The sequence below is a fragment of the Paraburkholderia sp. BR10923 genome (assembly GCF_040948765.1).
Lineage (GTDB): Bacteria > Pseudomonadota > Gammaproteobacteria > Burkholderiales > Burkholderiaceae > Paraburkholderia > Paraburkholderia youngii.
Genome location: NZ_JBFPKO010000003.1, coordinates 1 through 23,695, shown reverse-complemented (window position 1 = coordinate 23,695; position 23,695 = coordinate 1). Strand labels below are relative to the sequence as shown.

23 protein-coding genes and 1 pseudogene are annotated in these 23,695 nt (G+C 66.3%); 20 read left to right on the top strand and 4 right to left on the bottom strand.

What is annotated here, in order from left to right; translation table 11 throughout:
* Nucleotides 1-92 precede the first annotated feature (92 nt).
* The 10 genes from AB3X94_RS06075 (at nucleotide 93) to AB3X94_RS06030 (ending at nucleotide 8,874) form a co-directional block, all read left to right on the top strand.
* Nucleotides 93-1,226 (top strand): ABC transporter permease, encoded by a 1,134-nt coding sequence (locus tag AB3X94_RS06075; protein WP_176109686.1) that lies wholly within the window; start codon nucleotides 93-95, stop codon nucleotides 1,224-1,226.
* Nucleotides 1,223-2,101, top strand: a complete 879-nt coding sequence (locus AB3X94_RS06070) for an ABC transporter ATP-binding protein (RefSeq protein WP_176109685.1) — start codon at nucleotides 1,223-1,225, stop codon at nucleotides 2,099-2,101. Before AB3X94_RS06075 ends, AB3X94_RS06070 begins: the two co-directional genes overlap by 4 nt.
* 46 nt (nucleotides 2,102-2,147) lie before the next feature.
* Nucleotides 2,148-3,125: an MlaD family protein gene (locus tag AB3X94_RS06065; protein WP_368611034.1), complete on the top strand. Its 978-nt coding sequence runs from the start codon at nucleotides 2,148-2,150 to the stop codon at nucleotides 3,123-3,125.
* Nucleotides 3,126-3,155: 30 nt separating this feature from the next.
* The gene (locus AB3X94_RS06060) at nucleotides 3,156-3,782 is read left to right on the top strand and encodes an ABC-type transport auxiliary lipoprotein family protein (RefSeq protein ID WP_368611033.1); all 627 of its coding nucleotides are present in this window, start codon (nucleotides 3,156-3,158) and stop codon (nucleotides 3,780-3,782) included.
* Between the two features lie 31 nt (nucleotides 3,783-3,813).
* Complete coding sequence (locus AB3X94_RS06055; RefSeq protein WP_368611032.1) at nucleotides 3,814-4,971, top strand: VanZ family protein; 1,158 nt, start codon at nucleotides 3,814-3,816, stop codon at nucleotides 4,969-4,971.
* 136 nt (nucleotides 4,972-5,107) lie between these two features.
* The gene (locus AB3X94_RS06050; RefSeq protein ID WP_176122244.1) at nucleotides 5,108-5,431 is read left to right on the top strand and encodes a ferredoxin; all 324 of its coding nucleotides are present in this window, start codon (nucleotides 5,108-5,110) and stop codon (nucleotides 5,429-5,431) included.
* 32 nt (nucleotides 5,432-5,463) lie between these two features.
* Nucleotides 5,464-6,108: an alpha/beta hydrolase gene (locus AB3X94_RS06045; protein ID WP_176109680.1), complete on the top strand. Its 645-nt coding sequence runs from the start codon at nucleotides 5,464-5,466 to the stop codon at nucleotides 6,106-6,108.
* 322 nt (nucleotides 6,109-6,430) lie between these two features.
* The gene (locus AB3X94_RS06040; protein ID WP_176109679.1) at nucleotides 6,431-7,660 is read left to right on the top strand and encodes a D-alanyl-D-alanine carboxypeptidase family protein; all 1,230 of its coding nucleotides are present in this window, start codon (nucleotides 6,431-6,433) and stop codon (nucleotides 7,658-7,660) included.
* A gap of 13 nt (nucleotides 7,661-7,673) precedes the next feature.
* Nucleotides 7,674-8,633: a D-amino acid aminotransferase gene (locus AB3X94_RS06035; protein WP_368611031.1), complete on the top strand. Its 960-nt coding sequence runs from the start codon at nucleotides 7,674-7,676 to the stop codon at nucleotides 8,631-8,633.
* Entirely contained in the window at nucleotides 8,605-8,874 is a 270-nt protein-coding gene (locus AB3X94_RS06030) for a DUF493 family protein (RefSeq protein WP_013088246.1), read from the top strand. The genes AB3X94_RS06035 and AB3X94_RS06030 overlap by 29 nt, the downstream gene beginning before the upstream one ends.
* Nucleotides 8,875-8,901: 27 nt before the next feature.
* Here AB3X94_RS06030 and AB3X94_RS06025 read toward each other — a convergent pair whose 3' ends face one another.
* Nucleotides 8,902-9,885: a transcriptional regulator GcvA gene (locus AB3X94_RS06025; RefSeq protein WP_176109677.1), complete on the bottom strand. Its 984-nt coding sequence runs from the start codon at nucleotides 9,883-9,885 to the stop codon at nucleotides 8,902-8,904.
* A gap of 98 nt (nucleotides 9,886-9,983) precedes the next feature.
* Between AB3X94_RS06025 and AB3X94_RS06020 the strand changes: the two genes are divergently transcribed.
* The 7 genes from AB3X94_RS06020 (at nucleotide 9,984) to AB3X94_RS05990 (ending at nucleotide 18,197) form a co-directional block, all read left to right on the top strand.
* Complete coding sequence (locus tag AB3X94_RS06020; RefSeq protein WP_176109676.1) at nucleotides 9,984-10,310, top strand: DUF2917 domain-containing protein; 327 nt, start codon at nucleotides 9,984-9,986, stop codon at nucleotides 10,308-10,310.
* A gap of 118 nt (nucleotides 10,311-10,428) precedes the next feature.
* Nucleotides 10,429-11,154 (top strand): lipoyl(octanoyl) transferase LipB, encoded by a 726-nt coding sequence (lipB, locus tag AB3X94_RS06015; RefSeq protein WP_176109675.1) that lies wholly within the window; start codon nucleotides 10,429-10,431, stop codon nucleotides 11,152-11,154.
* 13 nt (nucleotides 11,155-11,167) lie between these two features.
* Entirely contained in the window at nucleotides 11,168-12,175 is a 1,008-nt protein-coding gene (gene lipA / locus AB3X94_RS06010; protein WP_176109674.1) for a lipoyl synthase, read from the top strand.
* A gap of 125 nt (nucleotides 12,176-12,300) precedes the next feature.
* Nucleotides 12,301-13,053 (top strand): glycerophosphodiester phosphodiesterase, encoded by a 753-nt coding sequence (ugpQ, locus tag AB3X94_RS06005; RefSeq protein ID WP_176109673.1) that lies wholly within the window; start codon nucleotides 12,301-12,303, stop codon nucleotides 13,051-13,053.
* Between the two features lie 377 nt (nucleotides 13,054-13,430).
* Entirely contained in the window at nucleotides 13,431-14,711 is a 1,281-nt protein-coding gene (locus AB3X94_RS06000; RefSeq protein ID WP_176109672.1) for a dicarboxylate/amino acid:cation symporter, read from the top strand.
* A 152-nt stretch (nucleotides 14,712-14,863) separates the two neighbouring features.
* The gene (locus AB3X94_RS05995; RefSeq protein ID WP_368611030.1) at nucleotides 14,864-16,816 is read left to right on the top strand and encodes an ATP-binding protein; all 1,953 of its coding nucleotides are present in this window, start codon (nucleotides 14,864-14,866) and stop codon (nucleotides 16,814-16,816) included.
* Between the two features lie 31 nt (nucleotides 16,817-16,847).
* Complete coding sequence (locus AB3X94_RS05990) at nucleotides 16,848-18,197, top strand: sigma-54 dependent transcriptional regulator (protein ID WP_176109670.1); 1,350 nt, start codon at nucleotides 16,848-16,850, stop codon at nucleotides 18,195-18,197.
* A gap of 60 nt (nucleotides 18,198-18,257) precedes the next feature.
* On the opposite strand, the gene AB3X94_RS05985 is transcribed toward AB3X94_RS05990, so the two are convergent.
* The gene (locus AB3X94_RS05985; RefSeq protein WP_176109669.1) at nucleotides 18,258-18,794 is read right to left on the bottom strand and encodes a TlpA disulfide reductase family protein; all 537 of its coding nucleotides are present in this window, start codon (nucleotides 18,792-18,794) and stop codon (nucleotides 18,258-18,260) included.
* A gap of 205 nt (nucleotides 18,795-18,999) precedes the next feature.
* On the opposite strand from AB3X94_RS05985, the gene AB3X94_RS05980 reads away from it, so the two are divergent.
* The gene (locus tag AB3X94_RS05980; protein WP_368611029.1) at nucleotides 19,000-19,683 is read left to right on the top strand and encodes a hypothetical protein; all 684 of its coding nucleotides are present in this window, start codon (nucleotides 19,000-19,002) and stop codon (nucleotides 19,681-19,683) included.
* A gap of 332 nt (nucleotides 19,684-20,015) precedes the next feature.
* On the opposite strand, the pseudogene AB3X94_RS05975 reads toward AB3X94_RS05980, so the two are convergent.
* Both AB3X94_RS05975 and AB3X94_RS05970 read right to left on the bottom strand, forming a co-directional pair.
* Nucleotides 20,016-21,638, bottom strand: a pseudogene (locus AB3X94_RS05975) (YifB family Mg chelatase-like AAA ATPase).
* Nucleotides 21,639-21,758: 120 nt separating this feature from the next.
* A complete protein-coding gene (locus AB3X94_RS05970; RefSeq protein ID WP_176109667.1) occupies nucleotides 21,759-22,013 on the bottom strand; it encodes an accessory factor UbiK family protein in 255 nt (84 codons plus the stop codon).
* A 387-nt stretch (nucleotides 22,014-22,400) separates the two neighbouring features.
* Between AB3X94_RS05970 and AB3X94_RS05965 the strand changes: the two genes are divergently transcribed.
* Both AB3X94_RS05965 and AB3X94_RS05960 read left to right on the top strand, forming a co-directional pair.
* Nucleotides 22,401-22,739: a P-II family nitrogen regulator gene (locus AB3X94_RS05965; RefSeq protein ID WP_013088261.1), complete on the top strand. Its 339-nt coding sequence runs from the start codon at nucleotides 22,401-22,403 to the stop codon at nucleotides 22,737-22,739.
* A 46-nt stretch (nucleotides 22,740-22,785) separates the two neighbouring features.
* Nucleotides 22,786-23,695, top strand: a 910-nt coding sequence (locus AB3X94_RS05960) for an ammonium transporter (RefSeq protein WP_368611028.1), incomplete at its 3' end; no start/stop codon positions are given.

Here is a 23,695-nt window from a genome sequence, read left to right as displayed (position 1 = left end):
AGGCGACGCGGATCGATGCACATCCTGGCGGACCGGGCGGCCGAGCCTTCGTTACAATGGCCGCTAATCCGATAACCAGATTCACGCGATCCTTGAACTACGACACTCCGCCCGGCCTCGAAGTCGCGGCCGGCAGCCAAGGCAAGATCGTCCGTCTCTCGGGCCAGTGGACGGCGCTCGCGCTCGCGCGCGATCGCGACACCGGGCACGTGATTCCGCAACTGCGTTCGCTGACCGGCGCGCAGGGCATCGGCGGGTGGGACCTGTCGCGCGTCGACAGCATGGACCACGTCGGCGGCCAGGCCCTGTGGCGCGTATGGGGCCGCAAATTGCCGCCGGGCACCGCGCTCACGGACACGCAGCGCGACATCTTCGAGCGCATCGCGCTGCTCGACACGGTGCGCGAGAGCGCCGAGCCGGTCACGCGCTTCGATCCCTTCACGCGTCTCGGCCTTGGCATCTTCTCGTTCGTCGAGCACATGCAGGGCGGTGTCACGATGCTCGGGCGCTTCGTGCTCGATCTGCTCGCGATCCTGCGCAAACCGAAACTCACGCCGTGGACCGAAATCTCCGCGAACATCTACAACGCCGGCGCCCGCGCGCTGCCGATCACTGCGCTCGTCGCGTTCCTGATTGGCATCGTGTTGAGCTATCTGTCGGCACAGCAATTGCGCATCTTTGGCGCGAACCAGTTTATCGTCAATATTCTCGGCCTCGCGGTGATTCGGGAACTCGGCCCGGTCTTGTCGGCGATCCTGGTGGCGGGCCGCTCGGGCTCGGCGATCACCGCGCAGATCGGCGTGATGCGCGTAACCGAGGAGCTCGACGCGATGCGCGTGATGGGCATCCCGCACGGTCTGCGGCTGATCCTGCCGCGCGTGATCGCACTGTCCGTCGCGATGCCTCTGCTCGTGATGTGGACCAACGTGATCTCGTTGACAGGCGGTGCGCTCGCCGCGAAGCTCGTGCTCGGTATCGACATGAGCTTCTTCGCGCGGCAGCTGCCCGTCGTCGTGCCGATCGCGAACCTGTGGATCGGCCTTGGCAAGGGCGCGGTGTTCGGCATGCTGATCGCGCTCGCCGGCTGTCATTTCGGTTTCCGTATCAAGGCCAATTCGCAAAGTCTCGGCGAAGGCACGACGACCTCGGTGGTCACGTCGATCACCATCGTGATTCTCGCGGACGCGGTGTTCGCGATCCTCTTTCAGAACGTGGGGCTCGGATGATCGCGCCACTAACCGAAGCCGTACGCGGCCAGCCCGTACCGTCGATCGCCGAGCCGGTGATCGAGGTGATCGACATCACCAAGCGCTACGGCCGCAACATCGTGCATCAGCATCTGAGCCTCGACGTGCGGCGCGGCGAGATCGTGTCAATCGTCGGCGGCTCGGGCTCGGGCAAGACCACGCTGGTGCGGCAGATTCTCGGCCTCGAGCGGCCGTCGCGGGGCACGATCAAGCTGTTCGGCGAAGACCTCGCCACGATCTCCCCCGAGACCGCGCTGCTGATGCGCAGCCGCTCCGGCATGCTGTTCCAGCGCGGCGCGCTGTTCTCGTCGCTGTCCGTGTTCGACAACGTCGCGCAACCGGTGCGCGAGCTCGGCAAGGTGCCCGAAGACCTGCTGCGCGACATCGTGATGCTGAAGCTCGAAATGGTCGGGCTGCCGTGCAAGCACGCGTCGAAGATGCCGTCGGCGCTGTCGGGCGGCATGATCAAGCGGGTCGGCATCGCGCGCGCGATCGCGCTCGAACCCGAGCTGCTGTTCCTCGACGAACCGACCGCCGGCCTCGATCCGCAGGCGTCCGACGAATTCGTCGAGCTGATCTCCGGGCTGCATCGCGCGCTCGGTCTGACGGTCGTGATGATCACACACGATCTCGATACGATGGTCGCGTTGTCGACGCGCGTGGCCGTGATTGCCGATCGCAAGGTGCTCGTCAACGCGCCGGTCGAGGAGGCCGCGGGCGTCGACCATCCGTTCATCCGCGAATATTTCCTCGGCCTGCGCGGGCGCCGCGCGCTGCAGGCGCTGCCGCCCGAGCGCCGCGCGAAGCTGCCGCGGGCGGCGCTCGAGCCGGCGTCGTCCGAGTTGTCGCTGTGAGGCCGGCCGCCACCAAGCGGGCCGCTACGAACCTGGAAAACTGACCATGGAAAACAAAGCGCATGCGTTCTGGGCCGGGCTTTTCACGGTCGTGCTGACGGCGGCGATCGCGCTGGCCGCGTATCTGTTCAATGTCGACCGCACCGTGCGAGTGCCTTACGACCTGATCGCGCGCACCAACGTGACCGGCCTCTTTGCGGACGCGGCGGTGCGCTTTCGCGGGCTCGACGTCGGCCGCGTACAGTCGATCAAGTTCGATCCGACACATCCGGGGCAGATCCTGATCCGCATCATGGTCGACGAGCACGCGCCGATCACGCATTCGACGTTCGGCAGCCTCGGCTTACAGGGCGTGACCGGCATCGCGTTCGTCCAGCTCGACGATACCGGGCGCGACCTGACGCCGCTGCGCTCGTCGGCGCATCAGGTCGCGCAATTGCCGATGCGCCCCGGTCTGTTCGACCAGTTGCAGCAGCGCGGCGACGTGCTGCTGCGCAAGCTCGAAAAAGTCACCGACAACGTGAACGACATGCTCTCGCCGGAAATGGTCGAACAGCTGCACGAGACGGCGGCGAGCATCGCGCAGGCGGCTTCGGGCGTCGCGACGCTGACTCGTGAGATGGCGCCGGTCGCCAGCAAGCTGCCCGGCACGATCGACCAGCTGAACCACACGCTCGCGTCGACCGACCAGATGATCACCGGCCTGAACCGTCCGGACGGACCCCTCGAGCGCAATCTGAACAAGGTCGGCACGGCCGCGCAGCAGGCGGGCGATGCGCTCACGCAGATGAACACATCGCTGCAGGACCTGTCCGCGCGGGTCGGCTTCGAGACGCTGCCGCGCGTCAATTCGCTGACCGAGGACGTGCGCTCGGCGGCGCAATCGATCGATCGCGCCGCCGACACCTTCAATACCAATCCGCGCAGCGTGCTGTTCGGCGCGCCGCGCGCGGCGCCGGGTCCGGGCGAGGCCGGCTTCGCGTGGCCCGCCGCCGCCGCGCCCGCAGCCCCCGCAGCCCATTAAATTCGCCGGCTAGAACAGAGGAAGATGCCCATGTCACGCTCGATTCACCGACTGTTGTCCTCTCGCGCCGCGCTCGCGGCGCTGCTCGCGTTCGGCGTGCTGGCGGCGGGCTGCGCGGGCACGTCCGCGGTCGTGTCGGACGTCCGCTACGACTTCGGACCGCCGCCGCAGGCCGCCGCCGCGAGCCGGCTGGCGGCCGTCAAGGTGCTCGAGGTCAGCGCGCCGTCCGTGCTCGAATCGGACCGGCTGACGTATCGGCTGAGCTACGCCGATGCGCAGCAGACGGCCGCCTACGCCAACAGTCACTGGACGATGATGCCGTCGCAACTGCTGACGCAGCGCCTGCGCAACGCGCTGAGCGAGCGCGGCACCGTGCTGACGGGCGCGGACGGCGTGAGCGCGCCGGTGCTGCGGATCGATCTGACCGAGTTCGAGCAGGTTTTCGCCAGCCCGACCGACAGCCACGGCGCGATCGCCGCGCGCGCCACGCTGATGCAGGGTGGCAAGGTGGTCGGCCAGCACACCTTCGTCGCGCACGCGCCCGCGCATTCGGCGGATGCGGCCGGCGGCGCGCGGGCGCTCGCCGCGGCCAGCGACGATCTCATCGCGCAGATCACGGCGTGGCTCGGCTCGCAGGCGCTGGTCGCCGCGCAATGACGGGCAGGCAGCGCACGCAAAGGAGCGCCGCATGAGCGAACGCCCGTGGCTGCGCCGCCCGTCGACGCTGGCACGTCGGGCGCTGCTGCTGTACGCGGCGCTGATCGTGTACGGCTCGTGGTATCCGTTCTCGGGGTGGCGCTCGCTCGGCATCGCGCCGTTCGCCTATCTGTTCGATCCGATGCCGCAGTACCTGACTGCATTCGACGTCGTCACCAACGTGCTCGGCTATATGCCGTTCGGCGCGCTGGTGGTGCTCGCGGTGTATCCGCGCTGGCGCGGCACACTGGCCGTCGCGCTCGCGTTCGTGTTGGGCGGCCTGCTGTCGGGCACGATGGAAGCCGTGCAGACCTATCTGCCGACCCGCGTCGCCTCCAATCTCGACCTTGCGGCCAACACGCTCGGCGCGCTAATCGGCGCGGCGATGATGTCGCCGTTGACCGGCGCGCTGCTCGATCGCGGCCTGCTCAGGCGTCTGCGGCTGCTGTGGTTCGAGCGCGGCCATGCGACGCTCGCGTGCATCGTCGCCGCGTGGCCGTTCGCGACGATGTTTCCGGCGCCGCGCCTGTTCGGCCTCGGCAACTGGCCGCGCGCGCTGTGGCTGAGCGTCGATCCAGCCACCCAGGACGCGCTGCTCGCGTGGACGCCGTCTGCATGGCAGGTCGGCACATGGCCGGCGGCGGCCGCCGCGTGGCTGGACGACGACACATGGGAAGCGCTGATCACGACGCTGAACCTGTTTGCGGCGCTCGCGCTCGCGTCGCTGCCGATGCGCCGTCATGCGCCGCGCGTGCGCCTGCTGTTCGTGTTCATCGTCGCGACCTTATGCGTGAAGGCCGGCGCGACGTTTCTGCAATCGCAATCGGGCCTCGCGTTCGACTGGGCGACGCCGGGCGCGTTGCCCGGACTCGTGTGCGGCACCGTCGCGGCGCTCGTCGCGCTGCCGCTGCGGCGGCGCGTGCGCGCGACGCTCGCCGGGGTCGCGCTGGTCATCGCACTCGTGTTCGTCAATCTGCTGCCGGTGAATCCGTATTTCGACGCGGTGCTCGCCGACTGGAGACAGGGACGCTACCTGCATTTCAACGGACTCGCGCGTTGGCTCGCGTGGATGTGGCCCTATGCGGCGCTGGTGTGGCTCGCGTTCGCGGTCGAGCGGGCGTGGCTGAAGCGGCGCGTGAAGCCGGCCTGACGCGCTTGCGCTGCGGCCGCCAGGCCGCGGCGCGTGCACAGCCCGGTCGCTATAATCGTCCGCACGACGGGCGCTTCGGCATACCGGATGCCGACTGCGCCATTGCACTTCCTTTCAGGCTCGCCTCCCGAACATCATGGATTCCTTTTACAAGCACCACGTTTTCTTCTGTCTGAATCAACGCGACCCCGGCGCCGAGCGTCCGAGCTGCGCGAACTGCAATGCGCAGGCGATGCAGGAGTACGCGAAAAAACGCGTGAAGCAACTCGGGCTCGCCGGTCCCGGCCAGGTGCGCATCAACAAGGCCGGCTGCCTCGATCGCTGCGAACTGGGCCCGGCGCTCGTCGTGTATCCCGAGGCGGTCTGGTACACCTACGTCGACGAGAGCGACATCGACGAGATCGTCGAATCGCATCTCGTGAACGGCAAGGTCGTCGAGCGTCTGAAGATCGATCAATAACGCGAACCACGAAACGATCCACAGGCATCCCGATGAACGTCAACACGAAGAAGTATCTGATCGACGGCCCGGTCGGCAAGATCGAGGTCGCGCTGGACCTGCCCGACGACGTCCGCGATAAAAGCGCCGCGCCGCGCGGCATTGCGCTCGTCGCGCATCCGCATCCGCTGTTTGGCGGCACGATGGACAACAAGGTCGCGCAGACACTCGCGCGCACGCTCGTGCAACTGAACTACGTCACGTACCGGTCGAATTTCCGCGGCGTCGGCCAGACTCAGGGCGAACACGACGCGGGCGTCGGCGAGCGTGACGATCTGTGCGCGGTCCTCGAGCACATGCGGGCCGATCCGGACTTTGGCGATCTGCCGCTCGTACTCGCGGGCTTTTCGTTCGGCACCGTGGTGCTGTCGCATGTCGCGGCGAAGCTGCGCGAGGAAGGCCGGGATATCGAGCGCATCGTGTTCGTCGGTACCGCGGCGAGCCGCTGGGACGTCGCGCCTGTGCCCGAAGGCACGCTCGTGATTCACGGCGAAGTCGACGAGACCGTTCCGATCCAATCCGTGTTCGACTGGGCGCGGCCGCAGGAACTGCCGGTCGTCGTGATTCCGGGCGCCGAGCACTTTCTGCATCGTAAGCTTCACATCCTGAAGCGCATCATCGTCGACGCCTGGCGCTGAAACCGCGCGACACGCGTTTTGCGGGGGACAGGTACGCGCAAACGTGTGCAAATCAACGACACACGCACGAAGTTGACCAGGGAGCGCGCGTATAATGAGCGCTCTTTTTTTGGGCACAGCGCCGCCCAGCCGGCAGAATCGCGCGCCGCGGAATCATTTCGCGGGAGGGCGCGGCCGGGTGCTTAGCGCTGTGCTCGCGAACCGATTGCGTCGCCATCAGTCCAACGGGCGCCCGCCGTTTTACGGCCAGATGCCCCGCCGACCGGCTCCCCCAACTCCGCGCGCCTGTCGCGCAACGTATTTTTCTGCACCAATCGACCCTATGCGTTTCTCCTCCTCTGGCCGCACGTCTTTCCCGTCAGTCGCTTCTTTCATTCCCACTTCGCTCAACCGTGCCATTACCGTCGGCCTCGTGCTGCCGGCCACGCTGGTCGCGAGCACCGCGTTCGCGCAGGTGCCTCCGCCGGGCGTCAACGCGCGCTCGTGGGTGCTCGTCGATGCGACCAGCAACCAGGTGCTCGCGTCCGCCAATGCCGACGAACGCGTCGAGCCGGCGTCGCTGACCAAGCTGATGACCGCGTATCTGGTGTTCGAAGCGCTCGGCACCAAGAAGATCACGATGGATCAGAGCATCGAACCGAGCGAAGCCGTGCGGCGCGTGCGCAACGACGAGTCGCGGATGTTCATCGAGGCGCTCAAGCCGGTGACCGTGCACGACCTCGTGTACGGCATGATCGTGCAGTCGGGCAACGACGCGGCGATCGCGCTCGCCGAACTGGTGGGCGGCAACGAGGCGCAGTTCGTCGACATGATGAACAAGGAAGCGCAGAAGCTCGGCATGAAGAACACGCATTTCGCCGACGTGAACGGCATGCCCGACCCGCAGCACTACACGACCGCGGGCGATCTCGCGATCCTGTCGGCGCGCCTGATCCGCGACTATCCGGACTACTACAACATCTTCTCGGTCAAGGAATTCACGTACAACAAGATCAAGCAGCCGAACCGCAACCGTCTGCTGTGGATCGACCCGAGCGTCGACGGTCTGAAGACTGGTCACACGCAAGCGGCCGGCTACTGCCTGATCGCGAGCGCGAAGCGTCCGCTGCCCGGCACGACGGACGCGTCGCGCCGTCTCGTCTCGGTGATGATGGGCGAGACCAAGGAACACGACCGCGTGCAGGACAGCCTGAAGATGCTGAACTACGGCTACACCGCCTACGACACGACGCGTCTGTACAAGGCGAACCAGGTCGTGGCCACGCCGCGCGTCTACAAGGGTTCGCAGGACAGCGTGCAGGTCGGCGTGAAGAGCGACCAGTACATCACTCTGCCGAAGGGCGCCGGCGACAAGGCGAAGCCGCAGATCGAACTGAACGATCCGCTGATCGCGCCGATCGCGAACGGCCAGCAGATCGGCACCGCCAAGCTCGTCGCCGACGGCAAGGTGCTCGCGCAGTTCCCGGTGCTCGCGCTGCAGCCGGTGCCGCAAGCCGGTGTGGTCGGCCGCGTATGGGATTCGCTGATGCTGATGTTCAACAAGAAAAAGTAAGGGCTACGTCGCAATGACCGCTGTCTGCGAGGTTTCGCCGGAGCCGATCGTTTATCTGAACGGCGAACTGGTGCCGTTGTCCGAAGCGCGCGTGCCGGTGCTCGACCGCGGCTTCATTTTCGGCGACGGCATTTACGAAGTGGCGCCGTTGTACGCGCACGCGAGCGGCCGCCGCACCGCGTTTCGTCTGAAGCAGCATCTGGCGCGGCTCGCGCGCTCGGTCGGCAAGATCGGCATCGCCAATCCGCTCGACGACGCCGGCTGGCGCGAGCTGATCGAGCGGGTGGTCGAGGCCAACGAAGCAGACGGCGGCTTGCGTGCCGATCAGGACGCGATCGCGTACATTCAGGTGACGCGCGGCGTCGCGAAGCGCGCTCACGCGTTTCCGGCCGGCGTGAAGCCGACCGTGTTCGTGATGGTTACCGCGCTGAGCCTGCCCGGCGCCGTGCAGCGCGCGAGCGGCGTCGCGTGCGTGAGCGCGGAGGATCGTCGCTGGCTCAATTGCGACATCAAGTCGGTGTCGCTGCTCGGCAACGTGCTGATGGCGCAACACGCGGCCGAAAACGACGCCTTCGAGACGCTGCAGTTCCGCGATGGTTTGCTGACCGAAGGGTCGTCGTCGAACGTGTGGGTCGTGAAGGATGGCGTACTGGTCGCGCCGCCGCGCAGCAACAAGATTCTCGAAGGAATCCGCTATGGGCTCATCGAGGAGCTGACGGCCGAATGCGGCATACGCTTCGAGGCGCGCGACATCACCGAGGCCGAAGTGCGCGCGGCCGATGAAATCATCGTCAGCTCGGCGACCAAGGAAGTGCTGCCGGTCACGCGGCTCGACGGCGCGCCGGTCGGCGCTGGCCAGCCGGGCGCGGTGTTTGCGGCGCTGTATGCGGCGTATCAGCGAGCCAAGGCGGCCGAAGCCGCCGCGGCGCAAGAAGGAGTAGAGAATGAATCCCGAGAACGACTCACTGTTTGAATTCCCCTGCGATTTCCCGATCAAGATCATGGGCAAATCGCACCCCGAGTTTGCCGCGACGATCGTCGAAGTGGTGCGCGAGTTCGATAGCGAGGTCGATGCGTCGCGCGTCGAGACGCGGCCGTCGAGCAGCGGCACCTACACGGGGCTGACCGTCCACGTGCGCGCGACGAGCCGCGCGCATCTCGACGATATCTATCGCGCGCTGACCGGGCACCCGATGGTCAAGGTCGTGCTGTAACCAACACGCCACACGCGATTTCTCGCCTCACGGCGCGACGCGCAACGCGTCCGCCGGCGTTGGCTCCCCTACCAGGCGCGCACACGCCTCAGGCCCCGCCGCGCAGGCGAGATCGAACAGCTGCCTGAAGCGCGCCACCTCGTCGAACACCCAGTCGCGAAACGCCTTGACCCGCGCGGTCTCCAGCGTCTGCGGCAGGCAGACCAGATAGTATTGCCACGGGCTGGGCCCATCCACATCGAATAGCCGCACGAGCCGGCCTGCTGCGATTTCGTGCATCGCGAGCGAGCGGCGCGTGAGCGCAACCCCCTGGCCGTCGACCGCCGCCTGCAGCAGATTCGACGAATCCTGATACAGCACGCCGCGTTTCGGCTCCGGCCAGTCGGTGAGGCCGGCGGCGTCGAACCACGGGCGCCATAGCTCGTCGTCGGAGCGCAGCAGCGGGACTTTGGCGAGATCGGCCGGGGTTTGCGGCAGCTTGCCGCCGTTGAAGTTGGGCGAGCAGGCCGGGAAGAAAATCTCGTCGAGAAGCAACTCGGCGTGCAGTCCCGGATATTTGCCGAAGCCGAAACGGATCGCCACGTCGACGTCGTCGCGCGCGAAGTCCGTCAGCGCGTTGGTGGTCAGCAGCTCGAGATCCCACTGCGGATGCGCCTCGATAAAGCTGCCGATGCGCGGCGTCACCCAGCGCGCCGCGAACGACGACAGCATCGATATCACGAGGCGCCGCTCGCGGTCGCCGGCGCGGATCGCGCGGGTCGCGTCGGCGAGCTCCATCAGCGCGGCGCGCACCTGGGTGGCGTAGCGGCGGCCGGTCTCGGTGAGGCGCACGCGCTTGCCGTCACGCGCAAACAGCGACACGCCGAGCTCGGCCTCGAGCCCGCGGATCTGGTGGCTGACCGCGCCGTGCGTGACGAAGAGCTCGTCGGCGGCGCGCGAAAAGCTCTCGTGGCGGGCGGCGGCTTCGAACGCCTTGATCGCGTTCAGAGCGGGAAGTTGACGCAGGTCCATCGCAATATTTCTCACATAGACGTGAAATTTGATCGTTTTGCCCAAGTCCTTACTGCACCTAGGATTCTAGTCAGGAAACCATTTTTGGCGAGGGCCTCATGCGAGAAATTTCCTCTAGCATTGCATATGAAATCCGCACTGGCGACACGCTGCCGCTGAAGGTCGCGCGCAGCACGAAGCTGACCGTGCGCGGCGGCGCGGTGTGGGTCACGCGCAGCGACGACACCAAAGACTACTGGCTGCAGCCCGGCCAGACGCTGCATCTGCGCCGCGGCGAGCGGCTCTGGCTCAGCGCCGAGGGCGCCACGTTCGCAAAGGTCACGTTCTTGGTGCCGACCCGCTGCGACAAGCGCGCGCTGAACTGGCTCGCGCGCATCGGCGAGCGCTGGATGATGCGCGTGCGCGGCGGCTGGCGCACGGTTTGAGCGTGGGTGCGGCGGCCGCGCCGCGTCTTACGATGGGGCTGGCGGCGCGCCAGCCCCTCTGCGTTGAGTCCCGTCCCCTCGGGCGCGGTTTCCGAGATTTCGGTAAACTCGCGGGATCATGTGCGCCACCCCTGTTTCTCCGTCTCCTCTAGCTGCCATCGAGCCACCCAAGCTGCGCTGGCTCGGCCTCGAACCCTACCAGGTCAGTTTCGACGCGATGCGTGCGTTCACCGACGCCCGCACCGCCGACACCCCCGACGAAATCTGGCTCGTCGAACATCCGCCCGTCTTCACGCTCGGCCAGGCCGGCGATCCGGCTCACCTGCTCGCGGCCGACAGCAGCATTCCGCTCGTCAAGGTCGACCGCGGCGGGCAGATCACGTATCACGGGCCCGGCCAGGTGGTCGCGTATCTGCTGCTCGACCTGCGCCGGCGCAAGCTGATGGTGCGCGAGCTGGTCACGCGGATCGAGCAGGCCGTGATCGACACCCTGGCGGCGTATAATCTCGCCGGAGAACGCAAGGCGGGCGCCCCTGGCATCTACGTGGCGCCCGGGCCCGAGGCCGGGTCGCATGCCGGCGCGAAGATCGCGGCGCTTGGCCTGAAAATCCGCAACGGTTGCAGCTATCACGGCGTGAGTCTGAACGTGAACATGGACCTGCGGCCGTTTCTCGCGATCAATCCATGCGGCTACGCGGGGCTCGAAACAGTCGATATGGCGACGCTCGGCGTCGCCGCCGGCTGGGACGACGTGGCCCGTACCCTCGCAGCAAGTCTCACCGCAAACCTCGACGGCAATCCCGCGGCCGTCGCCCAACCACAGGCCGGTGCGCTCACCGCCTGACTGGATCGAACGAATGACTGACGTAACCGCGAATTCCGCAGCAGCCAACCCCGCGCCCGAAGGCGTGCCGGCCCCCGCCGCCTACGACGCTACCGCGAAGCAGAAAGCGCAAGCCAAGACCGCGCGCATCCCGATCAAGGTCGTCCCGATCGAAAAGCTGAAGAAGCCGGACTGGATTCGCGTGAAGGCGGCCACCGGCAACTCGCGCTTCTACGAGATCAAGCAGATCCTGCGCGAGCACAATCTTCACACGGTGTGTGAAGAGGCGAGCTGCCCGAACATCGGCGAATGCTTCGGCAAGGGCACCGCGACCTTCATGATCATGGGCGACAAGTGCACGCGCCGCTGCCCGTTCTGCGACGTGGGCCACGGCCGTCCCGATCCTCTCGACGTCGACGAACCGGCCAACCTCGCGCGCACCATTGCGGCGCTGAAGCTGAAGTACGTGGTGATCACGAGCGTCGATCGTGACGATCTGCGCGACGGCGGTGCGGCGCACTTCGTCGAATGTATTCGTCAGACGCGCGAGCTGTCGCCGGAAACGCGCATCGAAATCCTGACGCCGGACTTCCGCGGCCGCCTCGACCGCGCGCTCGGCATCCTCAACGCGGCGCCGCCCGACGTGATGAACCACAACCTCGAAACGGTGCCGCGCCTGTACAAGGAAGCGCGCCCGGGTTCGGACTACGCGCATTCGCTGAAGCTGTTGAAGGACTTCAAGGCGCTGCATCCGCACGTCGCGACCAAGTCCGGCCTGATGGTCGGTCTCGGCGAAACCGAAGAGGAAATCCTGCAGGTGATGCGCGATCTGCGCGAGCACGACGTCGACATGCTGACGATCGGCCAGTATCTGCAGCCGTCGGAGCACCATCTGCCGGTGCGCGCTTACGTGCATCCGGACACCTTCAAGATGTACGAGGAAGAGGCGTACAAGATGGGCTTCACGCACGCCGCGGTGGGCGCGATGGTTCGTTCGAGCTATCACGCCGACGTGCAGGCGCATGGAGCCGGCGTAGTCTGACGCGCTGACGCCTCGCCGCTGTTGCCTCGCCGCTGTTGCCTCGCTTCACGCCCGCAAAAATGAAAAAGCCCGCCGATGTGCGGGCTTTTTTTTGAACCGTTCATCTATCAGTAAGGAAACGACACGTGGCAACTGGGATCGACCGCGGGACCTCCGCGCAATGGCCTTATCCGCGGCTGATCGCGCACCGCTGCGGCGGCACGCTCGCGCCGGAAAACACGCTGGCCGGTTTCGACGCCTGCGTGCGCTACGGCTATCGCATGGTCGAATTCGACGCGAAGCTGTCCGCCGACAACGCGCCGTTCCTGCTGCACGACGACACGCTCGATCGCACGACCAACGGCCACGGGCCCGCGGCCATGCACACCTGGCACCAACTCGCCGCTCTGGATGCCGGCGCGTGGCGCGGCGCCGCGTTCGCCGGCACGCGGCTGCCGACGCTGGCCGACGCGGCCGGGCGTTGCGCGCGCGACGGCATCGCCGCGAACATCGAGATCAAGCCGTGTGCGGGCCGCGAAGTCATCACCGGCACGCTGGTCGCCCAAGGCGCGCTCGAGCTTTGGCGAGGGCAGACGCCGCCGCTCCTGTCGTCATTTTCGTTCGACGCGCTCGCCGCCGCGCGCGCTGCCGCGCCGTCGCTGCCGCGCGGCATGCTGTTCGAGCAGGTGCCGGCGGACTGGTTGAGCATCGTGCGTGAGCTCGACTGCGTATCGCTGCACGCGAGTCACCGTTATCTGAGCGAGCCGCTGGTCGCGCAGATCCGCGCGGCCGGGCTGCGCGTGCTCGCGTACACGGTGAACGATCCGGCGCGCGCGCGGGTGCTCGAAGAATGGGGCGTCGACATGATTTGCACGGATCGGATCGATCTGTTGAGCTGAAGTCGCGCTCGCGAGCTTCGCGCCAACCCCTGCGGGTTTTCCCGCAACCGTGCGCGCACTGGATTCCGGATTCCCCGACAGCATTCGTCCGGATTTCCGGAATCCGGGACGGCGCGCGCCGCGCCTTACCTAAAAACCCATAAAAATCAAGGCTCTCAGTCTGAAATTAAACTGGCATCGACCTTGCAAATTAAAACGCGTGGCCGCCACGGCCCGACATAAAAGCAAGGAGACAACGATGTCCGATTTCCCTTCCCGGTATTTCTGAATTCGTCGTCTTTGCAGCGGCCCGCTACCGTGCGCGCACGTGACGACGTTTCGTTTGCGTGTCGCGCGTCGCGGCAGGTCATTCGCTCATATCCCTCGCAGGAACCATCGTGAAGAAACCTATCCATAAAGTGCTGTACGTCCAGGTGATCGTGGCGATCATCATCGGCATCGTACTCGGACATTTCTACCCGAACCTCGCCACCGACATGAAGCCGCTCGGCGACGGCTTCATCAAGCTGATCAAGATGGTGATCGGGCCGATCATCTTCTGCACGGTCGTGACTGGCATCGCCGGCATGGAAGACATGAAGAAGGTCGGACGCGTCGGCGGCAAGGCGCTGCTGTACTTCGAAATCGTCTCGACGTTCGCTCTGGTGCTCGGCCTCGCCGCCACGCACCTGCTGCGACCCGGCGCCGGCTTCAACGTCGACCCGGCCTCGCTCGATAGCCGCGCGGTCGCGTCGTACGCCGCGAAGGCGCACGGCCAGTCGACCGTCGACTTCTTCATGCACCTGATTCCGGACACGCTGTCGTCGGCGTTCGCGCAGGGTGAAATCCTGCAGATCCTGCTGATCGCGCTGCTGTTCGGCGCCGTGCTCGCGACGGCCGGTGAGAAGGGCAAGCCCGTCACGAACTTCATCGAAGGGCTCTCGCACATTCTGTTCGGCATGGTGCGCATCATCACGAAGCTCGCGCCGATCGGCGCGTTCGGCGCGATGGCCTTCACGATCGGCAAGTACGGCATCGGCTCGCTGCTGCCGATGCTCAAGCTGATCGGCACGTTCTATCTGACCTCGATCGTATTCGTGGTGGTCGTGCTCGGCGCAATCGCACGGATGGTGGGCTTCAACATCCTGCGTTTCGTCGCGTACATCAAGGAAGAGATGCTGATCGTGCTCGGCACGAGCTCGTCCGAAGCCGCGCTGCCGCAACTGATGCAGAAGCTCGAAAATCTCGGCTGCTCGCGCTCGGTGGTGGGCCTCGTGGTGCCGACCGGCTACTCGTTCAACCTCGACGGCACCAACATCTACATGACGATGGCGGTGCTGTTCATCGCCCAGGCGACCAACACCGACCTCTCGTGGGGCCAGCAGCTGACGCTGCTCGCGGTGACGATGCTGACCTCGAAGGGCGCGAGCGGCGTGACCGGCGCGGGCTTCATCACGCTCGCGGCGACGCTGGCCGTGGTGCCGACGATTCCGCTGTCGGGCATGGTGCTGATCCTTGGCATCGACCGCTTCATGAGCGAGTGCCGCGCGCTGACGAACATCGTCGGCAACGGTGTCGCGACGGTCGTCGTATCGGCCTGGGAAAAAGAGCTCGATCGCGCCAGGCTGAACAAGGTGCTGCGCGGCGAGGTGGCGGTCAAAGAGCCGGCCGGCGTTTGAGCCGCGCTCGCCAACCCTGTCGTGACCAGCGCGGACGCTTGAGCATGAAACCGGCGTCCGCGCGTCTTTCCGAGGCGTCTGCTGTCGCTCCGGCGTCCCCGGCACCTTCGACGCCTACCTCGGGCGGCGACCCCTTGCCGCCCTATGCCACAATGTCCGATGCTCATCTATCGGACCTTACCAACGTGACCCGCCGCCTGCTGATTCTCTTCGCGCTCGCAGCCGGGCTCGTGGCGGCATGCTGGCTCACCTACAGCCTTGCGTGGAAAAGCGGTGTCGACACGCTGCGGCGCAACGCCGCCGTGCGCGCCGAGCGCACCGCGAGCGCGCTCAGGAGCACGCTCGAGCGCTACGAATCGCTGCCTTATCTGCTCGCCGAGCATCCGATCGTGCAGGACGTGCTGATCGATCCGAACCCCGCCAACGTCCAGCGCGCGAATCTCTATCTCGAAGACCTGAACCGCCATGCGCGCGCGACGGTCACCTACATCATTTCGCTCGACGGCTACTGCGTCGCCGCCAGCAACTGGCGCGGCCCGGGCAGCTTCGTCGGCGCCGGCTATCAGTTCCGGCCGTATTTCGTCGATGCGATGAATGGCGGCGTCGGCCGCTTCTTCGGCATCGGCACGATTTCGCAGGCGCCCGGCTACTACATCTCGCAGCCGGTGCGGCGCGACGGCAAGATCGTCGGTGTGGCGGTCGTCAAGCTCGACCTCGAATGGTTTCAGGGCGTCGATGCGTCCGAGCCGCTCGTCGTCACCGACGATCATGGCGTGATCTTCCTGTCGTCGGTGCCGGCGTGGAAATACCACACGATCCGGCCGCTGCCCGGCCGGATCGCCGATTCGATCTATCAGGCGCGCCAGTACGCGCAGCAGCCGATCGAGCCGCTGCCGGTGACGGTCGAGCGCATGCTCGAAGGCAATGCGCAGATTCTGCGGATCGGCGGCGGGCGCCTGGCACCGCGCTACCTGGCGTCGCGGCACGCGATGGGCGAGCCGGACTGGCATCTGATCACGATGTCCCCAGTCGACCCCGTCGATGCCGACGCGCTCAAGGCGACCATCGTCACCGGCTTCGGCTACGTGTCGCTGGTGCTGCTCGCGTTCTACTGGCGCATGCGGCGCGCGCGCGTGCGCGAAGTGATGCGCAGCCGCGCGCTGCTGCAGAAGGCGTATGCCGAACTGAACCAGCGCGTCGCCGAGCGCACCGCGGATCTGTCCGAGGCGAACGAGCAGCTGCACAAGGAAGTCGCCGAGCGCACCCGCGCCGAACAGGAGCTGCGCGCCGCGCACGACGAACTGATCCAGGCGAGCAAGCTCGCCGCGCTCGGCCAGATGGCGGCCGGCATCACGCACGAGCTGAACCAGCCGCTCGCGGCACTGCGCAGTTTCTCCGACAACACCCGCGTGCTGCTCGAACGCGGCGATCAGGCATCGGCGCGTGAGAATCTCGAAGCGATCGCGGCGCTCACCGAGCGCATGGGCAAGATCACCAATCAGCTGAAGCTGTTCGTCGGCCGCGCGCGGCCACGCAGCGCGCGCGCGTCGGTCGTGCGGGCGCTGCGCAACGTCGTCGCGCTACTGCAGAAGCGTCTGCAGGGCGTCGAGCTCGAATTCGTGCTGACCGATGCCGAGGCAGACACCGTCGCGAAGGCCGCCGCTGCGCCAGGCGGCGCGCGCACGCCGCTGAATCTCGCCGACGATCATCCGGAGCTGATCGCGAATTGCGACGATCTGCGGCTCGAACAGGTGCTGATCAACCTGCTCGGCAACGCGCTCGACGCAACTGCCGGCATGAACCCGCCGCGTATCACGGTCGAGGTCGAGGCCGGCGCCGCGAATCTGTCGATCGCGGTCGGCGACAACGGCCCCGGCATTCCCGACGACGTGTTGCCGCACCTGTTCGAACCGTTCTTCACGACGAAGGAAATGGGCCAGGGGCTCGGCCTTGGCCTCGCGATTTCGTCGTCGATCGCGCGTGATTGCGGCGGCTCGCTGGTCGCGCGCAACGCACCGCAAGGCGGTGCATCATTCGTGTTGACGCTGCGTCGCGCGCGCGTGCAGACCAGTCCTTCGCACGATCCGCTGACGGCGGGCTCCTGATTTCACACTGACGCATCACCCGGAACACGCAATGAACGATGGCCTGCAAGTGCTGTATATCGAAGACGACGAACTGGTGCGGCGCGCGAGCGTGCAGAGCCTGCAACTGGCCGGCTTCGACGTGATCGGCCATGCATCGGTCGAGGCGGCGGCGAAGCTGATCAGCGCGGACTTTTCCGGCGTGATCGTCAGCGATATCCGGCTGCCCGGCGCGAGCGGCCTCGATCTGCTCGCGCAGTGCCACGAGCGCGCGCCCGACGTGCCGGTGATTCTGGTCACCGGCCACGGCGATATCTCGATGGCCGTGCAGGCGATGCGCGACGGCGCCTACGACTTCATCGAAAAGCCGTTCGCGTCCGAGCGGCTGATCGAAACCGTGCGGCGTGCAATGGAGCGCCGCAAGCTCGTGCTCGAAAACCTCGCGCTGCGTCGTGAGCTGGCTGGCCAGAACGCGGTCGCGCCGCGCATCATCGGCCGTAGTCCCGCGATCGAGCAGGTGCGGCGCCTGATCGCCAACGTCGCGCCAACCGACGCGTCCGTGCTGATCAACGGCGATACCGGTGCGGGCAAGGAGCTGATCGCGCGCAGCCTGCACGAGATGTCGCCGCGGCGTGACAAGCCGTTCATCGCGGTGAACTGCGGCGCGCTGCCCGAGCCGATGTTCGAGTCAGAGATGTTCGGCTACGAGCCGGGCGCGTTCACCGGTGCGGCCAAACGGCGGATCGGCAAGCTCGAACATGCGTCGGGCGGCACGCTGTTTCTCGACGAGATCGAGAGCATGCCGCTCGCGCTGCAGGTCAAGCTGCTGCGCGTGCTGCAGGATGGCGTGCTCGAGCGGCTCGGCTCGAATCAGCCGATTCGGGTCAATTGCCGCGTGGTCGCGGCGGCGAAGGGCGATATGGCCGAGCATGTCGCGGATGGCTCGTTCCGGCGCGATCTGCTGTACCGGCTCAACGTGGTGACGATCGCGCTGCCGCCGTTGAGCGAGCGTCGCGAGGACATCGTGCCGCTGTTCGAGCATTTCCTGCTCGATGCTGCGGTCCGTTATCAGCGGCCGGCGCCGATGCTCACCGATCGCCAGCGTGCGAGCCTGATGCAGCGCGACTGGCCGGGCAATGTGCGCGAGCTGCGCAATGCCGCCGACCGCTTCGTGCTGGGCATCGCCGACGAACCGGTGCTGTCGTTCGGCGAAGACGACGGGGCCACCCATCCGCTGAAGGAGCGTGTCGAGCAGTTCGAGCGCGCGATGATTGCCGAGGCGTTGGAGCAGGCGGGCGGCGTGGTCGCGGTCGCGGCAGACCGGCTGCAGCTTGGCAAGGCGACGCTCTACGAGAAGATCAAGCGATATGGCCTTGCGGCAAAAGGCGAAGGGGAGCGGTGATCAGGAGGGCACCGGCGGCGGGAGATTGCGCCGGCGCGTTGAGGATCTGCTTGACCCGGCTTAAGCCGCGCCAGCTTTCAGCGCTTTGGCGAGCAACTGGTCGAGTTCCGCGAATTGCGGCTCGCCGACGTAGCGCTTCAGGATCTTGCCGTCTTTATCGACGACGAAGGTGGTCGGCGTGAGCTGCACGTTGCCGAACTGCTTGGCGGCCGAGCCGTCGTCCATGGCGACCTTGAACGGCAGCTGACGCGTTTGCGTGTAGTTGGTCACGTACATCGGCGCGTCGTAGTTCATCGCCACCGCGACGAATTCGAGGCCCTGGCTCTTGAAGCGGTTATAGGTCTCGACCATCTGCGGCATTTCCTTCATGCAGGTGTCGCAGCTCGTTGCCCAGAAATTGACCAGATAAACCTTGCCTTTCAGGTCCGCGGTCGTGAGCTTCTGTCCCGATAGCAGCGTGAAGGTCGCATCTGGCACGCGCTGTTGACCGGCAAACGCCAGGTAACCGGCGACGGCGAGCGCAATGGCCACGGCCACCGCAATCAGATAGCGAAGCGGGTTCGTGCGCCGGGCGGCGGTCGGTGAATTGGAACTCATGGACGGAACCTCGTGAGTCGCGCGCGGCGCGGAAAAATGGGTCGGTGCAATGGCGCTCGGGCCGGTGCTGAATAGCTTTTCCATTGTAGCTGCAATGGGGCGGCTGCGCCGAGGTGGCCGAAGCGTGCGGCTCGGCGCGACGGACCGGAAGCCGATCAGCGGATAATGGAGTTTTACGCTCCGCAAGCCCAATCTCTTTCGCCCCATGCTCCAAATCGTTCTTCGCGTCTGCCGCTTGGTTGCCCGCGTTTCGTGCCGCTTTCCGTTGATCCGCCGAATTCCCGCCCGCCGTGCGGACGTATTCCAGCCGGCGGGCCATTTCCTTCGCGCTTTCACGCGACCCGGTCACGCTCGTACCGTGCTCGGCGCGATGACGGCCGCGTTGGCGCTCGGCGTCGCGCTCAGCGCCTGCTCGCCGACCTTCGACTGGCGCACCGTGATGAATAACGACAAGGGCTATACGGTCGACTTCCCGGCCAAGCCGGGCAACGACCAGCGCGCGGTGCAGATCGACGGCACACCCATGCAGATGGCAATGCAGACTGCAGAAGCGGGCAATGCGGTCTTCGCTGTCGGCACCGTGATGCTGCCCGACGATACCGACGCGACGCAGCGCGCCGCACTCGATTTCCTGCGCGCGGGACTGGCGCGCAACGTCGGCGCGACACCCGATGCTCACGCGGTGCAGATCCCGCTGGCGGCGGGCGGCAAGATTCCGGGGCAGGAAATGACGGTGAGCGGCGCCGCGGGCGCCAAACACGAAACGCGCACCGTGTATGCGCGGCTCGTCGCGCGCGGCCGGCACGTGTACCAGGCGGCGATCATCGCCGATCAACCGCTGCCGCAAGACCAGGTCGACCAGTTTTTTTCGTCGTTCCAACTCTACTGAACGCGGTATTTTTGGCCGAACGGACGCGCCTCAGAATGCCGAATGCAGTGAAAGTTCCTTCGCAGGTTTGCGCGCTAATTACCGGTTTACGTTGAGCTTTTTGAGTTATGCGCACAACCTGTGGATAACTCTGTTGAGAAGTCGCCTTCAAAGGCCGCAAAAGCCCATCAGACGGGCCTTTCGCCAAAATCCACGAGCGCAGGGCGTTTTAAAAAAGTGAATTAAATCAATGGCTTGGAGAGATGCCTGTCTGCGCGCTTTCGAGTTGTATCAAAATCTAACAGGATCGTGGCTGTGTGAATAAGTCAAGTCTTGACAGTAGTTTTTTCTCATCATAACGAGCCAAAAGCGCGGCGGTATTGGATGGCCTCGGCGACCTGTGCGGCGCTCGGCATCGCCTCGCCAGCCAGATCCGCGACGGTGCGCGCGACCTTCAACACCCGGTAGTACGCGCGCGCCGACCAGCCAAACCGCTCGCCGGCTTCGCGCAACAGTGCCTCGCCTGCTGCGTCCGGGCGGCACACATCGTCGACTTCGCGCCCGTCCAGTTCGCGGTTGGTCTTGCCTTGCCGGACCAGTTGCCGCTCGCGCGCAGCGCTCACGCGGTGTGCGATCGCCGCGCTTGCTTCGCCGGCGGTAGCGGCGCGGGCCGCGAGTTCGGTGGCGGTCAGAGCCGGAATTTCCAGCTGGATGTCGATGCGGTCGAGCAGTGGTCCCGACAATTTACGCAGATAGCGCGCCGCAACTTCGGGCGTACAGCGGCAGCGCCCGCCCGGATCGCCGCGCCAGCCGCACGGGCACGGGTTCATTGCGGCGATCAGTTGGCAGGCAGCGGGGAAGTCCGCTTGCTAGGCGGCGCGCGAGATCGTGATGCGGCCGGCTTCGAGCGGCTCGCGCAGCGTTTCGAGCACCACGCGGTCGAATTCGGGAAGCTCGTCGAGAAACAGCACGCCCAGATGCGCGAGCGTGATCTCGCCAGGCTGCGGCGGATTGCGTCCGCCGACCAGCGCCGCCGCGCTCGACGAATGGTGCGGCGCGCGAAACGGCCGCTGCCGCCACTGCGACGGCTTGAAGCCGATGCGGCTCGCCGACAGCAGCGCGGCGGAAGCGAGCGCTTCGTCGTCGGTCATTGGCGGCAGCAGGCCGGGCAGGCGTGCCGCGAGCATCGACTTGCCGGCGCCGGGCGGCCCGATCAGCAGCACGTGATGGCCGCCGGCCGCCGCGACTTCGAGTGCGCGCCGCGCGGCACGCTGGCCGATCACGTCAGCCATGTCCGGCGCCGGAGCGCCGGCGTGCTCGTAGAGCTCGGGTGCGGCGACCGGCCTAAGACGCGCGTCCGGCGCGCCTGCGAGGTGCGCGCATAGCGACGGCAGATCGGCGGCGCCGAACACGTCGACACCGGGCACGAGCGCCGCTTCCGCCGCGCTAGCGGCCGGCAGGTAAAGCTGTGGGGTATGAAACGCCTGTGCGGTTAGCTGATCGAGGAGGGCTGGCAACGCGGAACGCGTTTCAGATGATGCGTGGGCGTCTGCGCCGGCGGCGTCTGCGCTCGTCAGAGCGCCCCGCGCGGTGCCGCATGCCATCGCGAACGCGCCGCGCATCGGCCGCAGCGCGCCGGTCAGCGACAGCTCGCCGGCGAACTCGCGATAGAGCAGCGATTCGGCCGGAATTTGCCCGCTCGCGGCGAGGATGCCGAGCGCGATAGGCAGATCGAAACGACCGGATTCTTTCGGCAGATCGGCGGGCGCGAGGTTGACGGTGATGCGGCGGACCGGGAAATCAAAACCGCAGTTCTGCAGCGCCGCGCGCACGCGCTCACGGCTCTCGCGCACTTCCAGGTCGGGCAGGCCGACGATCGAAAAGGACGGCAGTCCATTGGCGAGGTGAACCTCGACGGTCACTTCGGGCGCACGGCCAGCGGCCGGCGCGCGGCTGCGCACCACGGCAAGCGACATATTCCCTCCCGTCGGACAGCGCGCTCACTTCGCGCGCAAATCCCCTAAAACGCTGATGACGTCACGGCCCGCTTGCCGGTGATGTGCGGCACTGCGCAGCGCTAAGGCTGCAACCAGTGCTTATGGCGTCTGCGTGAGCGGCAGCTTCTGTTCGAGCTCGGCGACGCGGCGCTCGAGTTCTTCCAGGCGCGCGCGCGTACGCACGAGCACCTGGGTCTGCGTATCGAATTCCTCTCGCGTGACCAGATCGAGCTTCGAGAAGCCCTGCGTCAGCATTGCTTTGACGTTGCGTTCGACATCCTTGGCCGGCGAATTCTTGAACAGATCGCTGACGCGAGCCTGGAAGTCGTTAAAAACGTCGTTCGGTTGTTTCATCGTGTTCCCCTTGGTGCACAAAAAATGTGCATGTTTCATTGCGCCTGTGCCCCGTTGCGGCGAATGGGCGGTCCTGGTGCGCGCGGCTGCTTCGCTGCCGTGGCCTCGTGAGCGTGTTTGGTGCGCGCCTCGCGTTCAGAACGTTCGAACACTCTAGCAACGATCCCCCCGCCGCGCCACCGCCGGCCGCGCCGCTGGCCGTTCGGACAAGGCCGGCCGGGCGCGCTGCGCCACCCGCGCGACGCGCAGTCAGACACGATATGGCATAGGAGTTGCTGTTACTGCCGCGCGCGCACTGCCAGGGCACTTTTACCGGGAGCGCAGGAGACCGCGGTCACGTGTACGCAACGGGGCAGCAACGGTTCAGCAACAACTAGCGAGGATTTCATGAAACTCATTACCGCAATCATCAAGCCGTTCAAGCTGGATGAAGCGCGCGAAGCCCTGTCGGCGATCGGCGTGTCGGGCATCACGGTGACCGAAGTCAAAGGCTTCGGACGGCAGAAGGGCCACACCGAGCTGTATCGGGGCGCTGAATACGTGGTCGATTTTCTGCCGAAGGTGAAGATCGAAGCGGCGGTATCGGACGACATCGTGGATCAGGCGATCGAGGCGCTCGAGCGCGCGGCGCGAACCGGCAAGATCGGCGACGGCAAGATCTTCGTCACGCCGATCGAGCAGGTGGTTCGGATCCGCACCGGCGAGACCGGCGCGGACGCACTGTAAAAAATCAAAGCATAGCGACACGGATCGCGACAAGAGGAAAACCAAGATGCGCAAACTCATGATGTCCCTGCTGATGGCCGGCTCGCTGCTCGCGGCCGGTGTCGGCACCGCCCTCGCGGACGACGCGTCCGCTCCCGCGGCCGCCTCCGCTCCCGATACGACGGCGAGCGCGCCCGCACCGGACGCCTCCGCCGCAGTCGCTGCCCCGGCTGCTTCGGCTCCCGCCGCCGAAGCGTCCGCCGCGCCGGCGGCAAGCGCACCGGCCGCCACCGACGCATCGGCTGCCGCTGCCGCAGCCGCGCCGGCCGCGCCGACCGCACCGTTCTCGGTCGATTCGTCGAAGCTCAACTCCGGCGACACCGCGTGGATGCTGACTTCCACCGCGCTGGTGCTGTTCATGACGATCCCGGGCCTCGCACTGTTCTACGGCGGCATGGTCCGCAAGAAGAACGTGCTCGCGACGCTGATGCAAAGCTTCGCGATCACCTGTCTGGTGACGATCGTCTGGACCGTGGTCGGCTACAGCCTCGCGTTCACGCCGGGCAACTCGTTCATCGGCGGCTTCTCGCGCGTGTTCATGACGGGCATGAACTACATCAAGGGCGACAAGGCCACGACGCTGACCGTCAGCCATCTCGCGCCGACGATCCCCGAGACGGTCTACTTCGTCTACCAGATGACTTTCGCGATCATCACGCCGGCGCTGATCACCGGTGCGTTCGCGGACCGCATGAAGTTCTCGGCGATGCTGGTGTTCATGACGCTGTGGTCGATCATCGTCTACTCGCCGATCGCGCACATGGTGTGGGAACCGAGCGGCTGGCTGGCGACCGCGGGCATCCTCGACTTCGCGGGCGGCACGGTGGTGCACATCAACGCGGGTATCGCGGGTCTGGTCTGCTGTCTGGTGCTCGGCAAGCGCGTCGGCTACGGCAAGGAGTCGATGGCGCCGCACA

Bases quoted from the DNA above. Each gene is read 5' to 3' on its own strand.
- AB3X94_RS06070 (WP_176109685.1), top strand. From the start codon at position 1,223: ATGATCGCGCCACTAACCGAAGCCGTACGCGGCCAGCCCGTACCGTCG.
- AB3X94_RS06065 (WP_368611034.1), top strand. From the start codon at position 2,148: ATGGAAAACAAAGCGCATGCGTTCTGGGCCGGGCTTTTCACGGTCGTG.
- AB3X94_RS06060 (WP_368611033.1), top strand. From the start codon at position 3,156: ATGTCACGCTCGATTCACCGACTGTTGTCCTCTCGCGCCGCGCTCGCG.
- AB3X94_RS06055 (WP_368611032.1), top strand. From the start codon at position 3,814: ATGAGCGAACGCCCGTGGCTGCGCCGCCCGTCGACGCTGGCACGTCGG.
- AB3X94_RS06050 (WP_176122244.1), top strand. From the start codon at position 5,108: ATGGATTCCTTTTACAAGCACCACGTTTTCTTCTGTCTGAATCAACGC.
- AB3X94_RS06045 (WP_176109680.1), top strand. From the start codon at position 5,464: ATGAACGTCAACACGAAGAAGTATCTGATCGACGGCCCGGTCGGCAAG.
- AB3X94_RS06040 (WP_176109679.1), top strand. From the start codon at position 6,431: ATGCGTTTCTCCTCCTCTGGCCGCACGTCTTTCCCGTCAGTCGCTTCT.
- AB3X94_RS06035 (WP_368611031.1), top strand. From the start codon at position 7,674: ATGACCGCTGTCTGCGAGGTTTCGCCGGAGCCGATCGTTTATCTGAAC.
- AB3X94_RS06030 (WP_013088246.1), top strand. From the start codon at position 8,605: ATGAATCCCGAGAACGACTCACTGTTTGAATTCCCCTGCGATTTCCCG.
- AB3X94_RS06025 (WP_176109677.1), bottom strand. From the start codon at position 9,885: ATGGACCTGCGTCAACTTCCCGCTCTGAACGCGATCAAGGCGTTCGAA.
- AB3X94_RS06020 (WP_176109676.1), top strand. From the start codon at position 9,984: ATGCGAGAAATTTCCTCTAGCATTGCATATGAAATCCGCACTGGCGAC.
- lipB (WP_176109675.1), top strand. From the start codon at position 10,429: ATGTGCGCCACCCCTGTTTCTCCGTCTCCTCTAGCTGCCATCGAGCCA.
- lipA (WP_176109674.1), top strand. From the start codon at position 11,168: ATGACTGACGTAACCGCGAATTCCGCAGCAGCCAACCCCGCGCCCGAA.
- AB3X94_RS05995 (WP_368611030.1), top strand. From the start codon at position 14,864: ATGTCCGATGCTCATCTATCGGACCTTACCAACGTGACCCGCCGCCTG.
- AB3X94_RS05990 (WP_176109670.1), top strand. From the start codon at position 16,848: ATGAACGATGGCCTGCAAGTGCTGTATATCGAAGACGACGAACTGGTG.
- AB3X94_RS05985 (WP_176109669.1), bottom strand. From the start codon at position 18,794: ATGAGTTCCAATTCACCGACCGCCGCCCGGCGCACGAACCCGCTTCGC.
- AB3X94_RS05980 (WP_368611029.1), top strand. From the start codon at position 19,000: ATGCTCCAAATCGTTCTTCGCGTCTGCCGCTTGGTTGCCCGCGTTTCG.
- AB3X94_RS05970 (WP_176109667.1), bottom strand. From the start codon at position 22,013: ATGAAACAACCGAACGACGTTTTTAACGACTTCCAGGCTCGCGTCAGC.
- AB3X94_RS05965 (WP_013088261.1), top strand. From the start codon at position 22,401: ATGAAACTCATTACCGCAATCATCAAGCCGTTCAAGCTGGATGAAGCG.